The sequence below is a fragment of the Streptomyces albiflavescens genome, from assembly GCF_014645835.1.
Classification (GTDB): Bacteria; Actinomycetota; Actinomycetes; order Streptomycetales; family Streptomycetaceae; genus Streptomyces; species Streptomyces albiflavescens.
This window is the reverse complement of sequence record NZ_BMMM01000003.1, coordinates 583394-602481: the sequence shown is the minus strand read 5'-3', so window position 1 is coordinate 602481 and position 19088 is coordinate 583394. Positions and strand designations below refer to the sequence as shown.

Annotated in this window: 15 protein-coding genes and 1 pseudogene; 7 read left to right on the top strand and 9 right to left on the bottom strand. The window is 69.0% G+C overall.

Going from position 1 to position 19088, the window contains the following annotated elements:
• Positions 1-12: 12 nt before the first annotated feature.
• The 5 genes and pseudogenes from IEY95_RS12110 to IEY95_RS12090 all read right to left on the bottom strand — a co-directional run bounded on the left by IEY95_RS12110 (position 13) and on the right by IEY95_RS12090 (position 2717).
• On the bottom strand, positions 13-303 hold the full coding sequence (locus IEY95_RS12110; RefSeq protein WP_189185945.1) for a hypothetical protein: 291 nt from the start codon (positions 301-303) through the stop codon (positions 13-15).
• Positions 304-650: 347 nt separating this feature from the next.
• A pseudogene (locus IEY95_RS48885) lies at positions 651-836 on the bottom strand (SbtR family transcriptional regulator); the annotation flags it as partial.
• A 245-nt stretch (positions 837-1081) separates the two neighbouring features.
• Positions 1082-1933 carry a helix-turn-helix domain-containing protein gene (locus IEY95_RS12100; protein ID WP_189185944.1) on the bottom strand — a complete coding sequence of 284 codons (852 nt, stop codon included), beginning with the start codon at positions 1931-1933 and terminating at the stop codon, positions 1082-1084.
• A gap of 24 nt (positions 1934-1957) precedes the next feature.
• Complete coding sequence (locus tag IEY95_RS12095) at positions 1958-2485, bottom strand: DUF6879 family protein (RefSeq protein WP_189185943.1); 528 nt, start codon at positions 2483-2485, stop codon at positions 1958-1960.
• A complete protein-coding gene (locus IEY95_RS12090) occupies positions 2457-2717 on the bottom strand; it encodes a hypothetical protein (RefSeq protein ID WP_189185942.1) in 261 nt (86 codons plus the stop codon). Before IEY95_RS12090 ends, IEY95_RS12095 begins: the two co-directional genes overlap by 29 nt.
• Positions 2718-2942: 225 nt before the next feature.
• Between IEY95_RS12090 and IEY95_RS12085 the strand changes: the two genes are divergently transcribed.
• The 4 genes from IEY95_RS12085 (at position 2943) to ligD (ending at position 5859) form a co-directional block, all read left to right on the top strand.
• On the top strand, positions 2943-3137 hold the full coding sequence (locus tag IEY95_RS12085; protein WP_189185941.1) for a hypothetical protein: 195 nt from the start codon (positions 2943-2945) through the stop codon (positions 3135-3137).
• 334 nt (positions 3138-3471) lie between these two features.
• Entirely contained in the window at positions 3472-3936 is a 465-nt protein-coding gene (locus IEY95_RS12080) for a glycine-rich domain-containing protein (protein ID WP_229702826.1), read from the top strand.
• A 78-nt stretch (positions 3937-4014) separates the two neighbouring features.
• Positions 4015-4683 (top strand): class I SAM-dependent methyltransferase, encoded by a 669-nt coding sequence (locus IEY95_RS12075; RefSeq protein ID WP_189185940.1) that lies wholly within the window; start codon positions 4015-4017, stop codon positions 4681-4683.
• A gap of 159 nt (positions 4684-4842) precedes the next feature.
• The gene (ligD, locus tag IEY95_RS12070; RefSeq protein WP_189185939.1) at positions 4843-5859 is read left to right on the top strand and encodes a non-homologous end-joining DNA ligase; all 1017 of its coding nucleotides are present in this window, start codon (positions 4843-4845) and stop codon (positions 5857-5859) included.
• A 68-nt stretch (positions 5860-5927) separates the two neighbouring features.
• On the opposite strand, the gene IEY95_RS12065 is transcribed toward ligD, so the two are convergent.
• From IEY95_RS12065 to IEY95_RS12055, 3 genes are all read right to left on the bottom strand, one after another.
• Entirely contained in the window at positions 5928-8018 is a 2091-nt protein-coding gene (locus IEY95_RS12065; RefSeq protein ID WP_189185938.1) for a HEAT repeat domain-containing protein, read from the bottom strand.
• Positions 8019-8141: 123 nt separating this feature from the next.
• Positions 8142-10352, bottom strand: a complete 2211-nt coding sequence (locus IEY95_RS12060; RefSeq protein ID WP_189185937.1) for an OmpL47-type beta-barrel domain-containing protein — start codon at positions 10350-10352, stop codon at positions 8142-8144.
• Positions 10352-12871: a ThuA domain-containing protein gene (locus IEY95_RS12055; RefSeq protein WP_229702824.1), complete on the bottom strand. Its 2520-nt coding sequence runs from the start codon at positions 12869-12871 to the stop codon at positions 10352-10354. The genes IEY95_RS12060 and IEY95_RS12055 overlap by 1 nt, the downstream gene beginning before the upstream one ends.
• A 186-nt stretch (positions 12872-13057) precedes the next feature.
• Between IEY95_RS12055 and IEY95_RS12050 the strand changes: the two genes are divergently transcribed.
• Positions 13058-14011, top strand: coding sequence for a multicopper oxidase domain-containing protein (locus tag IEY95_RS12050; protein ID WP_189185936.1), 954 nt, complete (start codon positions 13058-13060; stop codon positions 14009-14011).
• Between the two features lie 369 nt (positions 14012-14380).
• Positions 14381-17518 (top strand): NACHT domain-containing protein, encoded by a 3138-nt coding sequence (locus IEY95_RS12045; protein WP_189185935.1) that lies wholly within the window; start codon positions 14381-14383, stop codon positions 17516-17518.
• A gap of 53 nt (positions 17519-17571) precedes the next feature.
• On the opposite strand, the gene IEY95_RS12040 is transcribed toward IEY95_RS12045, so the two are convergent.
• Positions 17572-17901, bottom strand: coding sequence for a hypothetical protein (locus IEY95_RS12040; protein ID WP_189185934.1), 330 nt, complete (start codon positions 17899-17901; stop codon positions 17572-17574).
• A 141-nt stretch (positions 17902-18042) separates the two neighbouring features.
• Here IEY95_RS12040 and IEY95_RS12035 point away from each other — a divergent pair, with 141 nt between their 5' ends.
• Positions 18043-19086 (top strand): LacI family DNA-binding transcriptional regulator, encoded by a 1044-nt coding sequence (locus IEY95_RS12035; RefSeq protein ID WP_189185933.1) that lies wholly within the window; start codon positions 18043-18045, stop codon positions 19084-19086.
• Positions 19087-19088: the final 2 nt, after the last annotated feature.

Sequence of the window (19088 nt, the reverse complement as noted above, 5' to 3'; positions counted from 1 at the left end):
GTCGATCGCGCATCACCGACGACCGAGGTCGTCGTAGTGCGCGAGCAGCGCCAGCTGATCTCGGATCCAGGGGCTGAACGCGAGCAACTGGTCCTGTACCCAGGGGTCGAGGCGGTGCTTGGCGGCCTGTCCGCCGTCCAGGCTGATGGTCGTCGTGTCCGCAGTCACGACAACCCGGGCAGGAATGAGCCCGCTGTCGGGAACAGTGGCCGCCGCCGCCGAGCCGCCGGTGGCGAGGAGCGTGCCTGCGACGAATACCGCGGAAACGCTCGCGGTCGCCATACGCCGCATGAGCTTCTCCATGGCCTTTCCTCCTTGCAGTGTCCGCCGCTCGATGGCTGCGACGGCGGACCTGCCCTTCTTTACGCGCTGCCGAAGCTACGCATCGGCATGTAGTGAACAATGAACAGGCGTGGTGAAGGGAATCATCTGGGCGCTGAGGAACAGGTGCGATGTCCTGAAGGAGCGCTGAGGGCGGAATCGTTCGGTTGGCGCGCCTGCGGCAGGGGGGCCCGTAAGTGCCCAGGACTCTCGGATTGCCAGAGCCTTGCGCCCCGCCCCGTCTGTGTGACTCGCCCTCGGGCCCCAACCGTCGACCGAAGAAATCCGCCGGCCACCGGGATGGGAGGATCGCCCCTCACCCGCAGACGACCGCGGCGTTCCCCCTCGGCATCACTGCCCGCTGCGCTGGTCAGGATCGCGCTTGCGACAACGTCGAGGAGGTGATCGGCGCGTGGCGCGAGCGAGCGTTGATCGCCGAGCCACGCGAGCGCCTCTACCAGCGCGAACAAATCGTCGCCATCAATGTCGGTCCGCGCCATGCCCGCGGCCTGGGCACTGAGTTCCCCATGGACAAGACCATCAAGGCGGGACGTTGCGCCGCCGGCCTGATCGCCTTCCCCGTCCCCGGCAGTAGGCGGCCCGAGCGGGTCGTCTATGGGCCTGATGGCCTTGACCCCGTCGAGTGGGCCGTGCCGAAGGCGTAGGCAGGAGGTGGCGCCCGTGGCTGGTGGACGCAACGGGCGCCCCCACGGCATCGCCTGGCAGAAGGCCCTCGGCCTTCCCTCATGTGCGTCCGGAGTCAGTGCAGCACCTCGATGGCCTTGAGGATCAGGGCGCGCGCCTCGGCCCCGTACACGGCCATGCCGCGGAGCCGCTCGAACGTCTCCAGGTACTGGGTGATCTCGCCGGGCTGCGTCACGCTCACCTCGGCGGACACCAACTCGACCGACACGAGACGGTCGTCGTAGATGTGGAAAGTCTCCTCGGGCCAGTGCGTTCGCCGGGCCGCCATCGGGACGATACCGAGGGACACCGCAGGCAGCGCACCGGCGGTGAGGAGGTAGCCGAGCTGCGCGGCCATCGCGTCCGGGTCGGCAATCCGATAGTGCAGCACCGGTTCCTCAATGACCACGACGAAGCGATGCCCCTGCTCATGAACGATGCGGGAGCGCTCGATGCGGGCGCGGGCGGCAACGGCACTGTCGTCGACTGGCAGGCCGTGGACGCTCGCCGCGATCCCGAGGACCGCGAGCGCATAGCCCTCGGTCTGCAGCAGGCCAGGTACGAGGCCCGCGGAGTACAGCCGGTGGCACTCGGTCTCGCGGAACGCCTTCACGCGGCTTTCCTGGATGTGGCGCAGCCCGGCGCGGACCTGGTCTCGCCACTGCCGGTACATCGACTCGGCGTTGATGGACTGGACGACCAGGTCCTGCGCCTGGTCCGGGGCGTGAGCAGCGGCGCACCAGCGGCGGATGTCGTTGGTCGATGGCCCGGTAAGGGCGTTCTCGATGCGGGAGGTCTTGGAGTAGTGCCAGCTGCAGGCAGCAGCCAGCTGCACGACTGTCAGGCCGGCTTCCTTACGGAGGTCGCGCAGCCGGTGGGCCACGGCTTCACGGGCGGCCTGGGCTGAGGAGGACGGCGAGGCGGGCATGGGCTGGCTGCTGGTGCTTTCTGGTCAGTGGATCTCGTACTGGGCGTGGGGGATGGCTCGGGCCCACACGGATTCGAAGGCCTCCGAGCACAGCTTTACGGCAGCGGGATCGTCGGAGATGTCGTGCCCGACCATGGCCCCGTTGCCGGAGAAGTAGCCCCAGCGGATCACGCGGTCGTCGAAGAGCCAGAAGTCGTTGCTGGGCAAGGCGATGTCCGAGGCCTGGCGTCGGGGCAGCCAACGCACGTCCTCGCCCGCGTGCAGGTTGACGGTGGTGGAGGCGTGCTCGTAGCGGATGTAGTCGGAGACGGGTTCGGACACGATGCGGGCCCGGCGCACGGTGACGCCGCGGGCCACCGCACGGGAGACGAGGGCGACCCAGGGTGCCCAATCAGGCGAGCCCGGGTCGGTGTCCAGGCGGCCGGTTTCCAACCATGCCCGGAAATCGTCTGCCTCTGCGGCTACTCCGTAGTGGTCCCGCATCTCGATGTGCACGGCGGAGTGCGTACAGCCGTCCAGCAGCTCAGCGATCGTCGGTTCGCTCGACGGCATCGCACGCCTCCCTGATCATGTGCACCATCCTCGCGGGGATCCGGATGACTGCCTCGTCGTCCGGGATGCCGACCGCGTGCCCCGGGACCTCGAACGCTGCGCATTCTCCTTCCAGTTCGGGGCCCGGCTTCCATCCCTGGAAGACGAGTTCCTGCTTGTCCTGATCGACCCACACGGTTGGGGAGTCCGCGGTCTTCGTGTCGGGGTCGATCCCGACGAACCGTAGTGTCACGCTCTTCTCCGTCCACGCGATGTGCAGTTCTTTGCGCCACCGTCGCCCGATCGGGGTGGCTGGTCAAGGGCGCGATTACGACAGCTGTGCGGTTGATTGGCAATGCCTGCAAAGAACTGCACATTGCTGGCCGTGCTGCACAGGACGCTCCTAGCGTCGGCGAACACGACGAAACCCGGCGGCCGCGCGAACGGCCCCGGGCGTGGCCGACTGGTTGGAGTCGACATGGCCGAGACTACGCAGGCGCCCCCCGCGGGCACCATCCCTTCCAACTACGCCTGGTGCAGCTGGCACAAGGACTTCAGCGATACGGCCCGCCTGGTCCGCATCCACGAGGCCGGCTCCGGCCCGGGTGGCGGCACCTTCGCCTGCGTGCCCTGCCGCGAGAAGCACGGCCTGATCCCGGTCGCCGACCAGTGAAGGCCATCGCGCGGCAGCTGCCGTCCGCGCTGGCCCTCACCCGCCCGCAGTACAGCGGGTGGGCGTGCGTCTGGTGCGGCAAGCGCCTGTCGAGCGGGGCCGTGAGCGCAGGCATAGCCCGCGGCAGCTGCGGCGCGCACGTCCTCGACATCGAGGTCTACGCCTGCCCCGACTGCCACAGCGCACCACACACCCAGACCCCCGGCTCCGGCGCGTGTTGGGACGTGCCGGAGCCGGGCTCAACTCCCGCCCGTCCCGTATTCCGTGAGCAATGGGGGCGGGCGGGTTCAGACGCCTCTCACCCGAGGCGATCATCCACAACAGGAGGAATCACGTGACCATCGCATTAGAACGTCCCGTGAGCACCACCGACCCGATCACCCTGATCGACCCGGAGGTGACCGACCGGCTCACCCACCGCATCACCACCGACCACCCGGAGATCAGCGCCCCGATGGCACGGCGCATCGTCGGCCAGGCCGCAGCGTTCATCGCCGCGTCCGGCCAGCAGCCCGGCCAGTCCCTCGTACCGAGCGAGTTGGTCGACCACGGCTGGCACGCGTTCCTCCTCCACACTGTCGACTACGCCGAGTTCTGCCAGCGCGTAGTTGGTCGCTTCGTCCACCACGTCCCCACCGACGAAGACGAGGAGACGGCCAGCGGCCCCCAGGCCACTCGCGAGCGGACGCTCGCCGCCTTCCGCGCCGCCGGTTTCGCGGTCGACGAGGAGCTGTGGCCGAACCTGGCTAAGTGCACCCAATGCCACGCAGGGTGCACGGACAGCCCCAAGAACGGCTGACGCAGCAGCATCACCTGTAAGACACTCCAGCCGTCCGGTGTCACAGCCGGGCGGCTGGCCCTATGAGCGGAGCAAGACGTGACAGACACGGCGATCGCCTGGGACACCTACGCGCAGCAGCGCCCCGAGCGCCGGCCGACGAATGCCCGCGGAGAGACCACTTGGTTCAACTGGACCCAGTACCCGGACCACGGGCCGGGCGCCGAACTCCTCGGTGTAGCCGCGGGGTCCCGGGTTCTCGACCTGGGTTGCGGCAAGGGCGGCAACCTCGCGCACCTGGCGTCGCTCGACTGTTCGGCCGTCGGGGTGGACGTGTCGCCTGCGCAACTGCAGGGTGCGCGTGAGCGGTGGGGGCAGATGCCCGGCATGGAACTGCACCGGGCCGAGGCGGTCGAGTTCCTGCGAGGCGCAACCGGGATGTTCGACGCGGTCTATTCCGTGTACGGGGCGGTGTGGTTCACCGACCCGGCCCGGCTGCTGCCCGCGGTGCGAGAGCGGCTCCGCCCGGGCGGCCGACTGGTGTTCTCGCAGCAGCCGCCGGTGGAGGGCTGCTACGGCTGCCAGGCCTCCTACATCCCGCGCGGGGCCGACGAGGACCCGCTCGTCGTGAAGCGCTGGGACTACGAGCCTCAGGTATGGGAGCGGCTGCTGAGCGAGTACGGCTTCACGGGCACCAGAGCAACGGTATTGGCGGCTCCCCCTGGGAACCGGACGGTCGGCACCCTCATCATCCAGGCCCGCGCCTAACGGTCCCGCTGATTGTGAGAGAACGGCGTGAGAAGGTGGGTCAATATGGCATCTGACCTGTGCCTATTGGAACCCTCGCAGAACCGCTCCGATTCTGCGCGGTGATACGGCCGTCCGCCCGGTGTGCGAGGTGTCCGCGCTGCGCCTACCGTGGCTCGCATGGGCGATGCGGTGGAACTCGAGGCAGCCGGGAGGACCGTACGTCTGTCCAGCCCCGGCAAGGTCTTCTTCCCGGAGCGCGGTTTCACGAAGCTGGACCTCGCCCAGTACTACCTCGCTGTCGGCGACGGAATCCTGCGCGCCCTCCGCAACCGCCCCACCACCCTGGAGCGGTACCCGGACGGGGTGACGGGCGAGTCCTTCTACCAGAAGCGGGCCCCCAAGAACATGCCCGACTGGATCCCGACCGCACACATCACCTTCCCCAGCGGCCGCAGCGCGGACGAGATGTGCCCGACCGAGCCCGCCGCCGTGCTGTGGGCCGCCCAGTTCGGCACGCTCACCTTCCACCCGTGGCCGGTCCGCCGTGACGACGTCGACCGCCCCGACGAACTCCGGATCGACCTCGACCCACAGCCCGGCACGGACTACGCCGACGCCGTGCGTGCCGCTCACGAACTGCGCGAGGTGCTGCACGAATACGGCGATCTGCGCGGCTGGCCCAAGACCTCCGGCGGACGGGGCCTGCATGTCTTCGTGCCGATCCAGCCGCGCTGGACCTTCACGCAGGTGCGCCGGGCCGCCATCGCGGTCGGGCGCGAACTGGAGCGCCGTATGCCCGACCAGGTCACCACCGCCTGGTGGAAGGAGGAAAGGGGCGAAAAGATCTTCGTGGACTACAACCAGACCGCCAGAGACCGCACCATCGCCTCCGCCTACTCGGTACGCCCTCGCCCGCACGCACCCGTCTCCGCGCCCCTGCGCTGGGACGAGGTGGACGACGCCCAGCCGCGCGACTTCGATCTGGCGACCATGCCGCGGCGCTTCGCCGAACTCGGCGATGTGCACGCCGACATGGACGACCACGCCTTCTCCCTGGAAGGCCTGCTGGAACTCGCCAGCCGCGACGAGCACGACCACGGCCTGGGCGATCTGCCGTACCCGCCCGAGTACCCGAAGATGCCGGGCGAGCCGAAGCGGGTGCAGCCGAGCCGCGCCAAGCGCGAGGACGGTTGACCTCCGAGCGCGCCGGGCTCCGCGGGAGAGCCGCCCGTCGCGAGCGCGGCCGGGCCCGGAGGCGGCCGTCAGTCGCCGATCGCGGCCACGATCGTCCGGCAGTCCCTCAGCAGCGCCTCGTCCGAGGCCACGTCGTAGCGCATGTTCCCTGTTGAGTTGTCGTTGTTGTGGCGGCGGACGGACGACAACTCCTCGCGTATGAGGGGGAGGGCTGGGGCGGCCGCCGAGCCCATCTCGACCAGGCAGGCCGCCGTGGCGGGGCGGCTCTTGGGCATGGCCGTCCACGCGCTCAGCAGCACCGGGAGCACCGCCTCGGCGTCGCCGGTCACCTTCCACAGGGCGACGGCCGCGGGGGTGTTCGTGTCATGGGCCGCCGTCAGCTCCCGCAGCCAGGGGGCCAGCGGGGCGCCCGTCGGGCCGAGCGCGCCCAGGATCCGCAGCGCCGCCGACCGCCCGTACCAGTGGTCCGAGTCGAGGGCCTCGCGGACGACGGACAGCACCGGCTCGACCTCACCGGTCACCGCCCAGAGGGCCTCCGCCGCATCCAGTGCGACCTCGGTCGAGGTGGCGTCCGAGGCTACCAACTCCCGCAGCCGCACGGCTGCTTCGCCCGCCGAGCGCCCGTACCGCGTGAGGGCCCGAAGCGCCGACCAGTGCGTCATCCGGCCCTGGTCGTCCCCCAGCATGCCGATGATCAGCGGCAGTGTCCCGGCCGGCGCGAGCACTCCGAGCGCGTCGATCAGGCAGCTCCTGTCCCGGCTTGGGGCTTCGGGCGTGAGCGCGGCCAGCCGGCGGTGCAGCACCGGGCCCAGAGGCGCCGCCGCCTCGGGTCCGATCGCCCCGACCCACCTGGCCAGATATTCCGGTATGTCGCCGCCTTCCGCCATGACGTCGACCAGCGCGGGCACGGCTCGCTCGTCACCCTGAAGCGCCAGTGCCTCCAGCGCCCTGCCGTAGAGCGTGCGCTGCCAGCCGTCCGGCTCCCACTCGTCGTCCCACTCCCGTACACACACCGCGAGGATGTCCGCGATGACCCCGGCGATCGGGGCCACGTAGCACAACTCGCCCAAGGCCCGTTCGGAGAGCTCGGGTTCCTCCTCCACGAGCTGTCGGGCGAGCAGGGCCACCGGCAGATCGTTCGGTGCGCGCCAGCCCGTCAGCAGCAGGCCACTCATCCGTACCGCGGCGATGCGCTGACCCCAGTCGCGGCTGCACAGCTGCTCGTTGAGCAGATCGAAGCGCTCCTCGGTGCGGTCGCCGAGCGCCCGGTGCAGCTCTTCCAGCAGATCGTCGGCCACATCGGCGTCGACGGCCTTGCGGTGCTCGGCCTTCAGCTCCCGCAGATACGACACCATCGTGTCCGTGCGTGGCCGCTGCGGCTCCGGCTCCTTGTCCTCCTCCGGTCCGTGCTTCGCCTCGTATGCGAGCCGCATCACCTCCGCTGCCAGCTCCGCGGTGTTCTCCGGCAGCAAGTCTGGTGCGCAGCGGGCCAGTTGGGCGAGGCCGGTCATGCGCAGCTCGGGGTCGGTGGTGTGGTCCACGATGTCCCGCAGGACCGGTCCCGCCTCGGCGCCGAGCGTCTCCGCGTGATCGACGGCGAGTCTGCCGATGGCGCGAGCCAGGGCCCGTGCGGCCTCGGGGTCGGACTCGACGGACAGCCGGGGGCGCAGCGCGGCGAACACCCGCGCGGGGTCGGAGTGCAGATGGGCCAGCGCACCCGGAAGCGCGGCGCGCAGCTCCGCGTCCGGATCGTCGAGCAGGTCGAGGAAGAAGTCCGCGCGCCCGCGGATCAGCGTGGAGGCGTCGAGGAAGGGCTGGATCCACTCGGCGTCCTCCTCCTCGTCCTCGAAGATGCCGCCCAGCTCCTCGGGGTCGGGCTCCTTCTCGCCGGCGATACTGCGCAGCAGTCCGACGACGGCGTCCCGGTCGGCGACCGTCGGCGTCGCGACCAGCTCGAAGAGGAACGGTATGCACGCCACCGTGCTGTCGTACACATCTCCCTGGTGGTGCACCGCCCCGTACATCCCGTCCAGCGCGATGTCCCGCCGCGCTGGATCGTCCGAGGCGAGACCCCACAGCAGGTCGGGCACGTCCGTCGCCGAGTCGGTGTAGGCGTGCCCCATCGACGCCCAGCCGACCTCTTCGATCCCCGTGAACACACAGACCTCCCCGTAGTCAGCGGCGTACGGCAGCCACTGATCACAGCATGCCGCACGCCACCGACAACGGCTCGGACGGGACGGACGTCCCCCGCCCCTTACGACTCCTTTCCCTTCAGGTCCTTACAACTCCTTGATCCGGATGTCCCGGTACGAGATGACATCCGTCGTGCTGTGCACCTGGAGCCCGACGTAACCGGAGGCGAACCGCCGCCCGTCCGTGCCCGGGTCGTCCGAGCGCGGCGGAGAGAAGTCCTGGCCGCCGGTGTTGTCGAACTCGTTGATCAGCACGCCGTTGCGGTACACCGAGTAGTGCTGGTCGACCACACGGATCTCGTAGTCGTTCCAGGTGCCCTTCTGGGTGACGCCCGCTCCGGCGAGACCCACGCGGTCGAAGCCGTAGATCGAGCCCGTCTTGTACATGTCGCCGTCGGGCCGGTCGAGCACCTGCACCTCGTGCCCGTACTTGATGGCGACCCACTCAGGCCGCGACTCCTCCGGGTGGTCGTGGACCCACGGGAACCGCACGAACACACCGGAGTTGGCGTTCCCGGTGCCGGGAGCGTCGTCACGCCACTGGAGCTTCAGCGAGAAGTCGCCGTACTTGCGCTCGGGGAACCACAGCATGCCCAGCCCGCCCTGCGTGGTGCCGGACGTGATCGACCCGTCGGTGTTCAGCCCGAACGAACCGCCACCCACGTGCTCCCACCGATCGAAGGAAGCCTGCGAGCCGTCGAAGATCTTGCGGTAGCCGCCGGTCTGGCCCGGCTTGCCGATGCCGGACTGCTTGGCCGCCTTGTTGATCCTGTTGTACTCGCGCTGGTCGATGACACCTTCCTCGAGAAGCTTGTCCAGGACGGTCTTGACATGCTTGAGGAACAGCGCCTGGGAGGTCCACTCCTTCTCGTCCTCGATCAACTCATTGATACGGCACCGGTTGTTGGTGACCCGGTTCGGTACACCCGAGTCGACCGTTCCCACGATCACCGTCAACCGCTCGTCGTACTCGGGGCAGTTGGGCGCGGGCACACCGCCGCCCGATGCGACGGTGAAGCTCACGGTGCGCGGCTCCGACGTGTTGCCCGCCTTGTCGCTCGCCCGGTACGCCACCGTGTGGGCGCCGACCCGGTCCACCGACACCGGTGCGGAGTACGCCAGATAGGGTCCGCCGTCGAGGGAGTACTCGATCGCGGCGACCCCCGAACCACCCTCGTCCGTCGCGTTCACGGTCACCTTGGCACTGTTCACATAGGCGCCGTCGGAGTTCTTCGTCCCGTCGACGCTCACCCCGGTCACCGGCGGCGTCGTGTCGGAGACGGGTGGCGCCACCACCGTGAAGTCGACGCTCTTCTCGGCGGCGGTGTTGCCCGCCTTGTCCGTCGCGCGATAGCGCACCTGGTGGGCGCCGAGCGCGTGCACCATCACGGGCGCCGTGTACGGCTGCCAGCCGCCGGAGTCGACCGCGTACTCGATCGTGTTGACCCCGGAACCGGTGTCGGAGGCGGAGACGGTGACGGTCGCCATGTCGATGTACGCACCGTCGGGATTCCGCTCGCCGCTCACCGTCGCCGAGGTCTCGGGCGCTGTCGTGTCGTCCGTCGGCGGTGCGACCACCGTGAAGTCGACGCTCTTCTCGGCGGCGGTGTTGCCCGCCTTGTCGATCGCGCGATAGCGGACCTTGTGGGCGCCGACCTGGTCGACCACGACGGGCGTGGTGTACGGCTGCCAGGCACCCGTGTCCCCGAGGGCGTACTCGATCCGGTCGACGCCGGCACCCGCGTCGGTCGCCGTGACCGTGACCGACGCCGAACCGACGTACGCGCCCTGCGAGTTCTGCGTGCCGCTCACCGAGGCCGATGTCTCGGGCGCCGTCGTGTCCGAGCCACCGCCTTCCGTCACCACGAGGATGCCCTGCATCCGTTCATGACCCGGCATCGTGCAGTAGAAGCGGTAGCGGCCGGGGGTGAGGGTGACTTCGGCCGTGTGCCTGCCGCCCTGGTCGTCGTTCGGGTTGGCCAGGATGTTCAGCGGGACGTCGTTGTTGTACTCCGGGTCGGAGACGTCGAACGTCAACGTGTGCGGCATGCCGGTGGTGTTGCCGGTCGCCGCGCTGTTCTCGAAGACGATTGTCGTCGGGCCCGCGACCGCGGTCTGCGGCACGGAGGCGTACTGGGTGATGTCGTCCCCCGCGGTCCAGGTGAGCACCTGAGCGGCCGCGTCCTTCGAGGACCCGGCGTTCGGGGACTCGGTCCGCCCGAACGCGGAGGTCGATGTGAGCCCCAGCACCATCAGCAGGGACGCCAGCAAAGCCGTCCACCAACGTCTTTGGGACATCACTCCACCCTCCTGGCCAGTCGATCGGCGGCCGGCGTCGGACCGCCGCCCGTGTAAGTGACCCTCCACAGCGCCGACTTGGAGTCCGAGGTGAAGAAGCCGCGGCCGTAGTCGAGGACGTACAGCGCGCCGTCCGGTCCGAACTTCCAGTCCATGAGGTTCTTGATGCCGTCGTTGCCGATGGGCACGATCTTCTTCAGCGACTCGGAGTGGATCGGCAGGCCGCCGTCGCCGGCCGTCTTCGGGTCGGTGAGGACGGCGTTGCGCGGCTGGTCGGAGTCGTAGAAGTCGCCGACGAACCACTTGCCGTCCCAGTAGGAGGGCCACTTCGTGGCGTTGGGGATCGACGCGTCGTACCGGTAGAGGGGCCCGTTCATCGCCGCCTGGCCACCACCCTTCAGCCACGGCAGCAGATAGGTGGCCTCCTCCTGCTTGTACGACGGTATGCCGTTCGCGTCGCGCGGATAGTCCGGGGCGCCACCCTGGGGCGAGTACCAGATGTTGTTGCCGGTGACCGGTGGAAGATTGACGAGACCGTCGTTGTTCGGGGACTCGTTCTTGGGATGATCGCAGTCGTACCAGCCGAGCGGCTTGGTCGGGTCCGGCAGATTGCGGTCCCGGTAGGGCTGCCTGTTGCCCATGCAGTACGGCCAACCCCGGTTGCTCGCCTTGGTGATGACGGCGAAGGTGTCGTACTTGGCAGGGCCCCAAGTGGTCGACGGCGCGCTCGCGTCCGGGCCGACCCACCCGGCGTACAGGGTGTCGGTCTTCTTGTCGACCGAGATCCGCGCCGGGTTCCTGACCCCCATCACATAGATCTCGCCGCGTGTCTTGCCGCCGCCCTCGGCGGTCTCCTTGCCGGTGAAGAGATTGCCTTCCGGCAGCGTGTACGTGCCGTCGGGCTCCGGGTGGATGCGCAGGATCTTGCCGTTGAGGTTGTTGGTGTTGCCCGCAGTGCGGCGAGCGTCCGCGAACGACACACCCTTGTAGTTGGGTTCGGGATTGTTTCCCGAGTAGCCGTCGCTGAAGCGGCTCGAGTTGTTGTCACCGGTCGCGATGTAGAGATTCCCCTTGGAGTCCCAGGCCATCCCACCGCCCGCGTGGCAGCAACTGTGGATCTGCACCGGCCACTTGAGGAGCACCTTCTCGCTGCTCAGGTCCAGCTTGTCGGTGGCGAGATCGAGGGTGAAGCGCGAGACGCGCCGCTCGGCCATCTGCGTGTCACGGTTGATCTGCGAGTGAGGTGTGTAGTGCAGATACACCCAGCCGTTCTGCTCGAAGTTCGGATCGATCTCGATGCCGAGCAGGCCCTCCTCGACCTTGATCAGCTCATCGCCGCCGCCCTTGTTGCCGAACACGGTGAGCGCGCCGGCCAAAGTGACCTTGCCGGTCTTGGGGTCGTAGACATGGATCTCGCCCTTGCCCTTGCCGACGTCCGGGTTGTTCCAGTCGGTGATGACGGGTTGGGAGGAGTCCGCGCCGCCGCGGCCGATGTAGAGCACCCGTCCGTCGGGTGCGGTGACCAGCCCGTGCGGCTCACCGATCTGGTCGTTCTGGCCGGGCTGATTGGGCTGCGTCAGGCGCTCCGCCTTGTAGTCGGCGTTGATCGTCGCCTTGCAGTCGGCCTGCACGAGCCGAGACGTCCAGAGCAGGGCGCCGCGCAGATGCGCACGGAAGTCGGTCTCGTCGTACGCCGACGCGGTGCCGCCCATGCCGGTGTAGAAGGAGCGGCCGCCGTCGTAGTCACGGCACCAACTCACCGGATGGTCCCAGCCGTTCTTGCTCGCACCCGGCTGATACGTCGACTCGCGCACCCGGGCCACGGTGTGCACCTCGCCCGATGGGTTCTTCACCCAGTTGAGCCACTGGTCGGGCCGCTTCCACTGGACCGGGAGGTCCTTGGTGGCGGGGTGCTGCCGGTCGCCGACCTCGACGGTCGCTCGCTGTACGTTCGTCGGGCTGGTGCTCGCCGGTCGGGCGCCGATGAGTCCGGTGAACCAGTCCGAGTACGGCTCGGCGCGAGCCGCGTCATGGATGCCGACGAAACCGCCGCCCGCCTCCATGTACGCCTCCAGGCCGGCCTCCTGCTCCGGATCGAGCACGTCCCCGCCGCCCGTGAGGAACACGATGGCGTTGAACCGGCCCAGCTTCGTCTCGTTCGTGAAGACCGAGGCGTCGTCCGTCGCCTCGACCTTGAAGTGCTGCGCGGCCGGACCGGACAGTCCGATCTTCTCGATGGCCTCGATCCCGGCGTTCACGACCGGCGACTCGTCCCCGGCCGCCGCCGAGCCGTAGAAGATCAGCACGCGTACATTGGCGCCGCCCGGTGGCGACTTGACGGACATCGTTGTCAACGCTGGATCCGGAGCCGGGCGCGCACTCGCGGACGGTGCCGAGAGCGCCCCGGCGGTGACGGCTCCGGCGGCCAGGGCGGCGGCCCAGGCGCGGCGTCGGATCCTGCGTCTTCTCGCGCTCAATCCTCGTAACTCTGACGGTGTTTGATGCGATGTGAGCCGCATGTGGTCATCCACTCCTCGTGGGTCACAGCAACAGCGCCAAGGAAGCTAGACCTCTTTTCGCGGCTCGCCAATAGGTATGACCGTGATGGAACAAACTTTGTCCTGAGTGTGGATAAACGAGGGTGGGGCAGCTACCGTCTCACGGGTTCATCTCCGTAAATTCCGTACCAGGGTGGGGAGTTCGGCATGGACAGACGCGGCTTCAATCGGCGGATTCTGCTGGGTGGGGCGGCGGTCGCGACAGCCGCGACATCGTTGTCGGCGGCACCGCCGTCCGCGAGCGCCGACGACCCGGTACGGACCGCTCCTGCCGGTGGCGAGGTCCGGCACATCAAGCTCTACGCCGAGAAGCTCGCCGACGGGCAGATGGGCTACGGCTTCGAGAAGGGCAAGGCCTCGATTCCGGGTCCGCTGATCGAGCTGAACGAGGGCGACACGCTGCACATCGAGTTCGAGAACACGATGGACGTGGCGGCGAGTCTGCACGTCCATGGGCTCGACTACGAAATCTCCAGCGACGGAACGAAGTTGAACAAGGGCGATGTCGAGCCGGGCGGCACCCGCACCTATACCTGGCGCACCCACGTGCCCGGCCGCCGCAAGGACGGCACCTGGCGCGCGGGCAGTGCGGGCTACTGGCATTACCACGACCACGTCGTCGGCACCGAACACGGAACCGGCGGCATCCGCAAGGGTCTCTACGGCCCGGTGATCGTCCGCCGCAAGGGCGACATCCTCCCCGACCACACCTTCACGATCGTCTTCAACGACATGACGATCAACAACAAGCCCGCCCACTCGGGCCCCAACTTCGAGGCCACGGTGGGTGATCGCGTCGAGATCGTGATGATCACGCACGGCGAGTACTACCACACCTTCCACCTGCACGGTCACCGCTGGGCCGACAACCGCACGGGAATGCTGACCGGCCCCGACGACCCGAGCCAGGTCATCGACAACAAGATCGTCGGCCCCGCGGACTCCTTCGGCTTCCAGGTGATCGCGGGAGAGGGCGTCGGGGCCGGCGCATGGATGTACCACTGCCACGTCCAGAGCCACTCCGACATGGGGATGGTGGGGTTGTTCCTGGTGAAGAAGACGGACGGGACGATTCCTGGGTATGAGCCGCATGAGCACTAGGGCCTGTCGTCACATTCCCGTCGTCGCCCGAAGGGCGGCCCCGCGGCGTCTGGTGCGTGCTCTGGGGGTCCCCCCGGCCGAAGGCTGGGGGAGTGCCGGGCGGAAGTCCTCGTACTGGACGTACTTGGGCTTTCGCCCGGTGCGGCGAGTGGGGGCACCTCCCACGCCGTTAAGGCAGTGGGGGAGCGTGCCAGGCGTCGCGGGGCAGACGGGAAGGTGACGACAGGCCCTAGCGGGCGGCATGGAGGGGCCGCCCACTGAACTCGCCGGTGCTGCCATCCGGAGCCCGATGTTCACCTCCGCGGACAATCGACCGTGGATACGCTGTGTGTCCGGGCGATTGCGGCGGGTGGGTCGGGGGCGGTCGGGGTGGGGCTGAGCTATCGGGATGCTGTTCGCCTGCTGGGCGGGTCGGAGGGGCGTACGGTCGAGGCCCTGGACCGGCTGACCGGAGGGCTGCTGCTCGCGACATCGGGCACAGGGATCGGTCTCGTTTCCAACCTGTTCGATGTCAGGGGCGAGTTGGCGCGGCTCAGCGCGGGACTGGTGCACGGTATCGGCGAACGTGCGCGAGGACTCAGTCGGTTCGAGCGGAGCGAACGCATGGTCGCGGCGCATGCCGTGGTGGTTCTCGCGGCCTATTTCGAAGTCCTCTCCGAGACGGAACTTCCGTGCGAAGCCCGTGAGTTGGAGCTGGCCGGCCATGAGCAAGTGACCGCGGCCGGGGGCGAGTCGGTGGGTTCCCGGCGACTGGGTTCCCTGGCCGCCGGGCTGCTCCGGGCCGAGGTCCCGATGCCGGTGCCGCAGCGGCCCTACGAGGCGACCTTGGAAGTGCTCTTGGACTTTTACCGCCGTCTGTCGGGTGAAGTGACCCGCTTCGTCTCGGGTCTGGCGGCCTGGGACCGTCTCGACGACACCCGCAGGGATCATTTTTCGCGGACGCTCGCCGACGATCTCCCCGCACGAGCCGTCGCCCGCTATGAAGACCTCTTCAGGCAATTGGCGCTCGACTGCCCGGAGCTCGCCTTCTGGGCGAACCTGGTGGACCATCAGGCCACGCGGGCGCAGCTTCGGACGTTGAGCGCCGGACTGGAGGGCGTGGGCGAGGCGCTGTCGCGGATCGTGTCGGGGCGCCCCGCGGACGCCTGGATCACCGGCCTGTCACGTGCTCACGCGGCGGTCCTCGACCGCCCGATCCTCACCTCGCGTGATGTGCTCGACGGGACGAGCCTGCCGGCTCTGGGCGCCGCCTACGTCAATCCGGACTACCGGGTCTCCGAAGTCGGCCCGTCCGAGCAGTTCGCCGCCGAGGACTGGTGGGCGGAGCGGACCGTGCGCGGTGATCTGGAGCGGTTCCTGGTGGGCCACCTGACCTCTCCGCAGGCGGTACGCGCCCCGCTGATCGTGCTGGGCCAGCCGGGGTCGGGGAAGTCCGTCCTCACCCAAGTGCTCGCGGCACGCCTTCCGCCTGCGGACTTCCTGGTCGTACGGGTGGTGTTGAGGGAAGCCGCGGCGGAAGCCGATCTGCAGACCCAGATCGAGCATGCGGTGCGGGCGGCCACGGGCGAGTCCGTGAACTGGCCCGAACTGGTGCACCGGGGGCAGGGCGCGCTACCGGTGGTCATGCTGGACGGATTCGACGAGCTGTTGCAGGCGACCGGCGCCAGCCAGACCGACTATCTGCTGCGGGTGGCCGACTTCCAGGCGCGCGAGGCCATCCAGGGGCGGCCCGTCGCCGTCCTGGTCACAAGCCGCACGGCCGTCGTCGACCGGGCCAGACCGGCGGAGGGCATGCTCGCAGTGCGACTCGAACCCTTCAACCACAGCCAGGTGGCCCAGTGGCTGGACGTGTGGAACCGGACCAACGCCGACGGCTTCGCAGCACGAGATGTGCGACCGCTCGCTGCGGAAACCGTCCTGGCGCACGGTGAGTTGGCCTCCCAGCCCCTGCTCCTGCTGATGCTCGCGCTCTACGACTCCGACCGGAACGCGCTGCAGCGCCACAGTGCCGCGCTGGGCCAGGCGGAACTCTACGAGCGTCTCCTCACCAGCTTCGCAGCGCGAGAGGTCCGCAAGACCGGAGCGGCGCTGGCCGAAGCACAGCTGGACGAGGCGGTGGAACGGGAACTCACACAACTGTCCGTCGTGGCGTTCGCCATGTTCAACCGCGGTCGGCAGTGGATCAGCGCGACGGAACTTGACGCCGATCTCGCCGGGCTCGGCCCCGATGCCGCCGGCGGGCCCGCCCCCACCGGCCTGCGTGCCACGCTCACCTCCGCTCAACTCGTGCTCGGCCGCTTCTTCTTCGTGCACGAAGCGCGGGCCAGCCGCGAGGGCCGGACACTGAGTGCGTACGAGTTCCTGCATGCCACCTTCGGAGAGTTCCTGGTCGCCCGGCTCATCACCCAAGAGCTGGACGACCTTGTCGACTCGGTGCGTCACAGCCCGCGCCGCGGCAGGCCGTCCGCGATCGACGACGCCTTCCTGCATGCGCTGATGTCCTTCATGCCGCTCACCACGCGCGGCACCGTCGTCTCCTTCCTCAGCGAACGGCTGAGCGGCTGGCCGCGGACTCGCCGAAACCACGCGGTCACTCTGCTTCTCGACCTCTTCCACTATGCGCTGGAAGCCCGCCACGACACCCGATACGGCGACTACACGCCCCAGCGCCTGGAGGTGCCGGCCCGACCGGCGACGTACTCGGTGAACCTGGTCCTGCTCGCCGCGGCGACGACGACAGCCGGCGGGCTCAGCGGCGGCGACCTCTTCCCCGACGTGAACGACCCCGTGACACCTTGGCGCAGGTTGGCGCTGCTGTGGCGTTCGCAGTGCCCGGCGGAGGGCTGGAGCGGGCTCATCTCTACGCTGGTCCTGGAGCGAGTGTGGGAAAACGGCCGGAGGCAGGTTCGCGTGAGCCTGCGCGGGGACGGCGCGGCCGAGTCCTGGCGATCGGATCCGTACTGGACCTACGACTACGGGCCGGACTACGAAATGAGACCACGTACGGACGGGGATTGGCTCGCCTGGGTCCAGCACGACAACGGTGAGCTGCGCGAACAGGCAAGGTTTCTCTGTGATGCCGCCGATGATGTCTTCGCGCACGGACTCGAGCCCTGGGCCGGCGCGTGGGACACGGCAGTCGTCACCTTTTTCGACAGCGGAAGCCAGGCACCCGTATCCGCAGTGAGCGCACTCGTCCGCTTGTGGCTCACCGTCGACGACGACAGCTCCTCGGAGGACCTCACCGCCGCCTTCGACGAATGCCTGCAGATCTCGCTCAACGGGTTCGCCCCGTTCGACCGGGAAACCAGACGGCGCTTCCGCCGGGTGTTCCTGCGTCGGCTCGCCGCCGACTGGGAGCGGCTCGACGACGCCTGGATGGAGAGGGCGATGCGCGCGATCCATGAAGGCGGCAAGGAGGCCGCGGACGAAGGTCCTCTGCTCCTCGAGGCGGCCCGGGAGATCCTGCCCGACCAGCTCAAGGCCCGGTGGCCGGACGAGAGTTAGCCCGTCGGAACGGACTGGACTCCGATGTCCAGGACCTCCCAGTCCGTAAAGGGCTAAGGCGTCCGAGGGCGTCGAAGACCTGTACGTGCTCGCGCCCGGCTGCGTGCGTCGGCGACGACGAATCCGCCGTCCGGGAGGGTGTCGAACTTGGGGAATTCCGCCTGCAGGGCGCTGAGGTGCGTCTCGTACGGGCGGCCGTCCTGGACCGTGACGACCACGGCGTCGTACGGCTTCTGGCGGCGTGGCTCGGGCGGACGCTCGGTCAGCAGCCAGTGCGCGCGCCCGTAGACGTCGACCGTGCTGTGCACGACGTGCAGGTCCCGGTAGGCGCGGGGGAGACGGGCGAACGCGGCCAGTGGGATCGCGGGGCGGTCAGGCGTCATGGGCCTTTCTCATGGTCATGCCGCGATCTTCGTCCGGCCGACTCGCCGGCGCAAGCCGATTTCGGTGTTCCGGGAGCGCTCTCACCCGGTGCGCGGCAGCGCGGCTATCCTGATCCGCAACCGCCGAGGAGGTGCCCAGAGGTGACCGGGACAGCGTCGCGCCCCACGTTGGAGGCCGTGGCCGCGCGGGCCGGGGTCTCCCGGGCCACCGCGTCGCGCGTCGTGAACGGCGGTGACGGGGTGCGCGAACCGCTTGTCGAGCGGGTGCGGCGGGCCGTCGAAGAGCTCGGGTACGTGCCGAACCAGGCCGCGCGCAGCCTCGTCACCCGGCGCCACGACGCGGTGGCCGTCGTGATCGCCGAACCGGAGACCAGGGTCTTCGCGGACCCCTTCTTCGCTCTGCAACTCCGAGGCATCAGCAAGGAGTTGACGGCACATGACTCGCAGCTCGTGCTGCTGCTCACAGAGGGCCGGGACGACCACGTACGTGTCGGCCGCTATCTCGCCGGCGGCCATGTCGACGGCGCGCTCGTCTTCTCGCTGCACCTCGACGACCCGCTGCCCGGACTGATCCACGGCGCGGGCGTGCCGACCGTGTTCGGCGGCCGGCCCGGCTGGGGCGACGGACCCCGCGATGCCGTGCCCACCGTGTACGTCGACTGCGACAACCGGGGTGGCGCCCGCGATGCCGTACGTCACCTCGTCGGACTCGGCCGCACGCGCATTGCCCACATCACCGGTCCCCTCGACCAGACATCCGCGGCCGACCGGCTCGACGGGTTCCGGGACGTCATGGTCGACGTCGATCCCGCGCTCATCGCCGAGGGGGACTTCACGCCCGCGGGCGGTGAGCGTGCGATGCGGGAGCTGCTGGAGCGCCGCCCCGACGTCGACGCGGTGTTCGCCGCGAACGATCTGTCGGCCGCGGGAGCCCTGCGTGTCCTGCGCGAGCGGGGACGACGGGTGCCCGACGACGTGGCGGTGATCGGCTTCGACGACATGTTGCCGGTCGCGGAGCAGACGGATCCGCCCTTGACGACGGTCCGTCAGGACATAGAGGAAATCGGCCGGTTGATGGCCCGGCTGCTGCTGCGCCGTCTCGACCGAGCGGCAGACGAGGGCCCGGTGGGCGCACCCTCCAGTGTGGTGTTGCCGACGACGCTCGTACGCCGGGCCTCTGCCTAGGT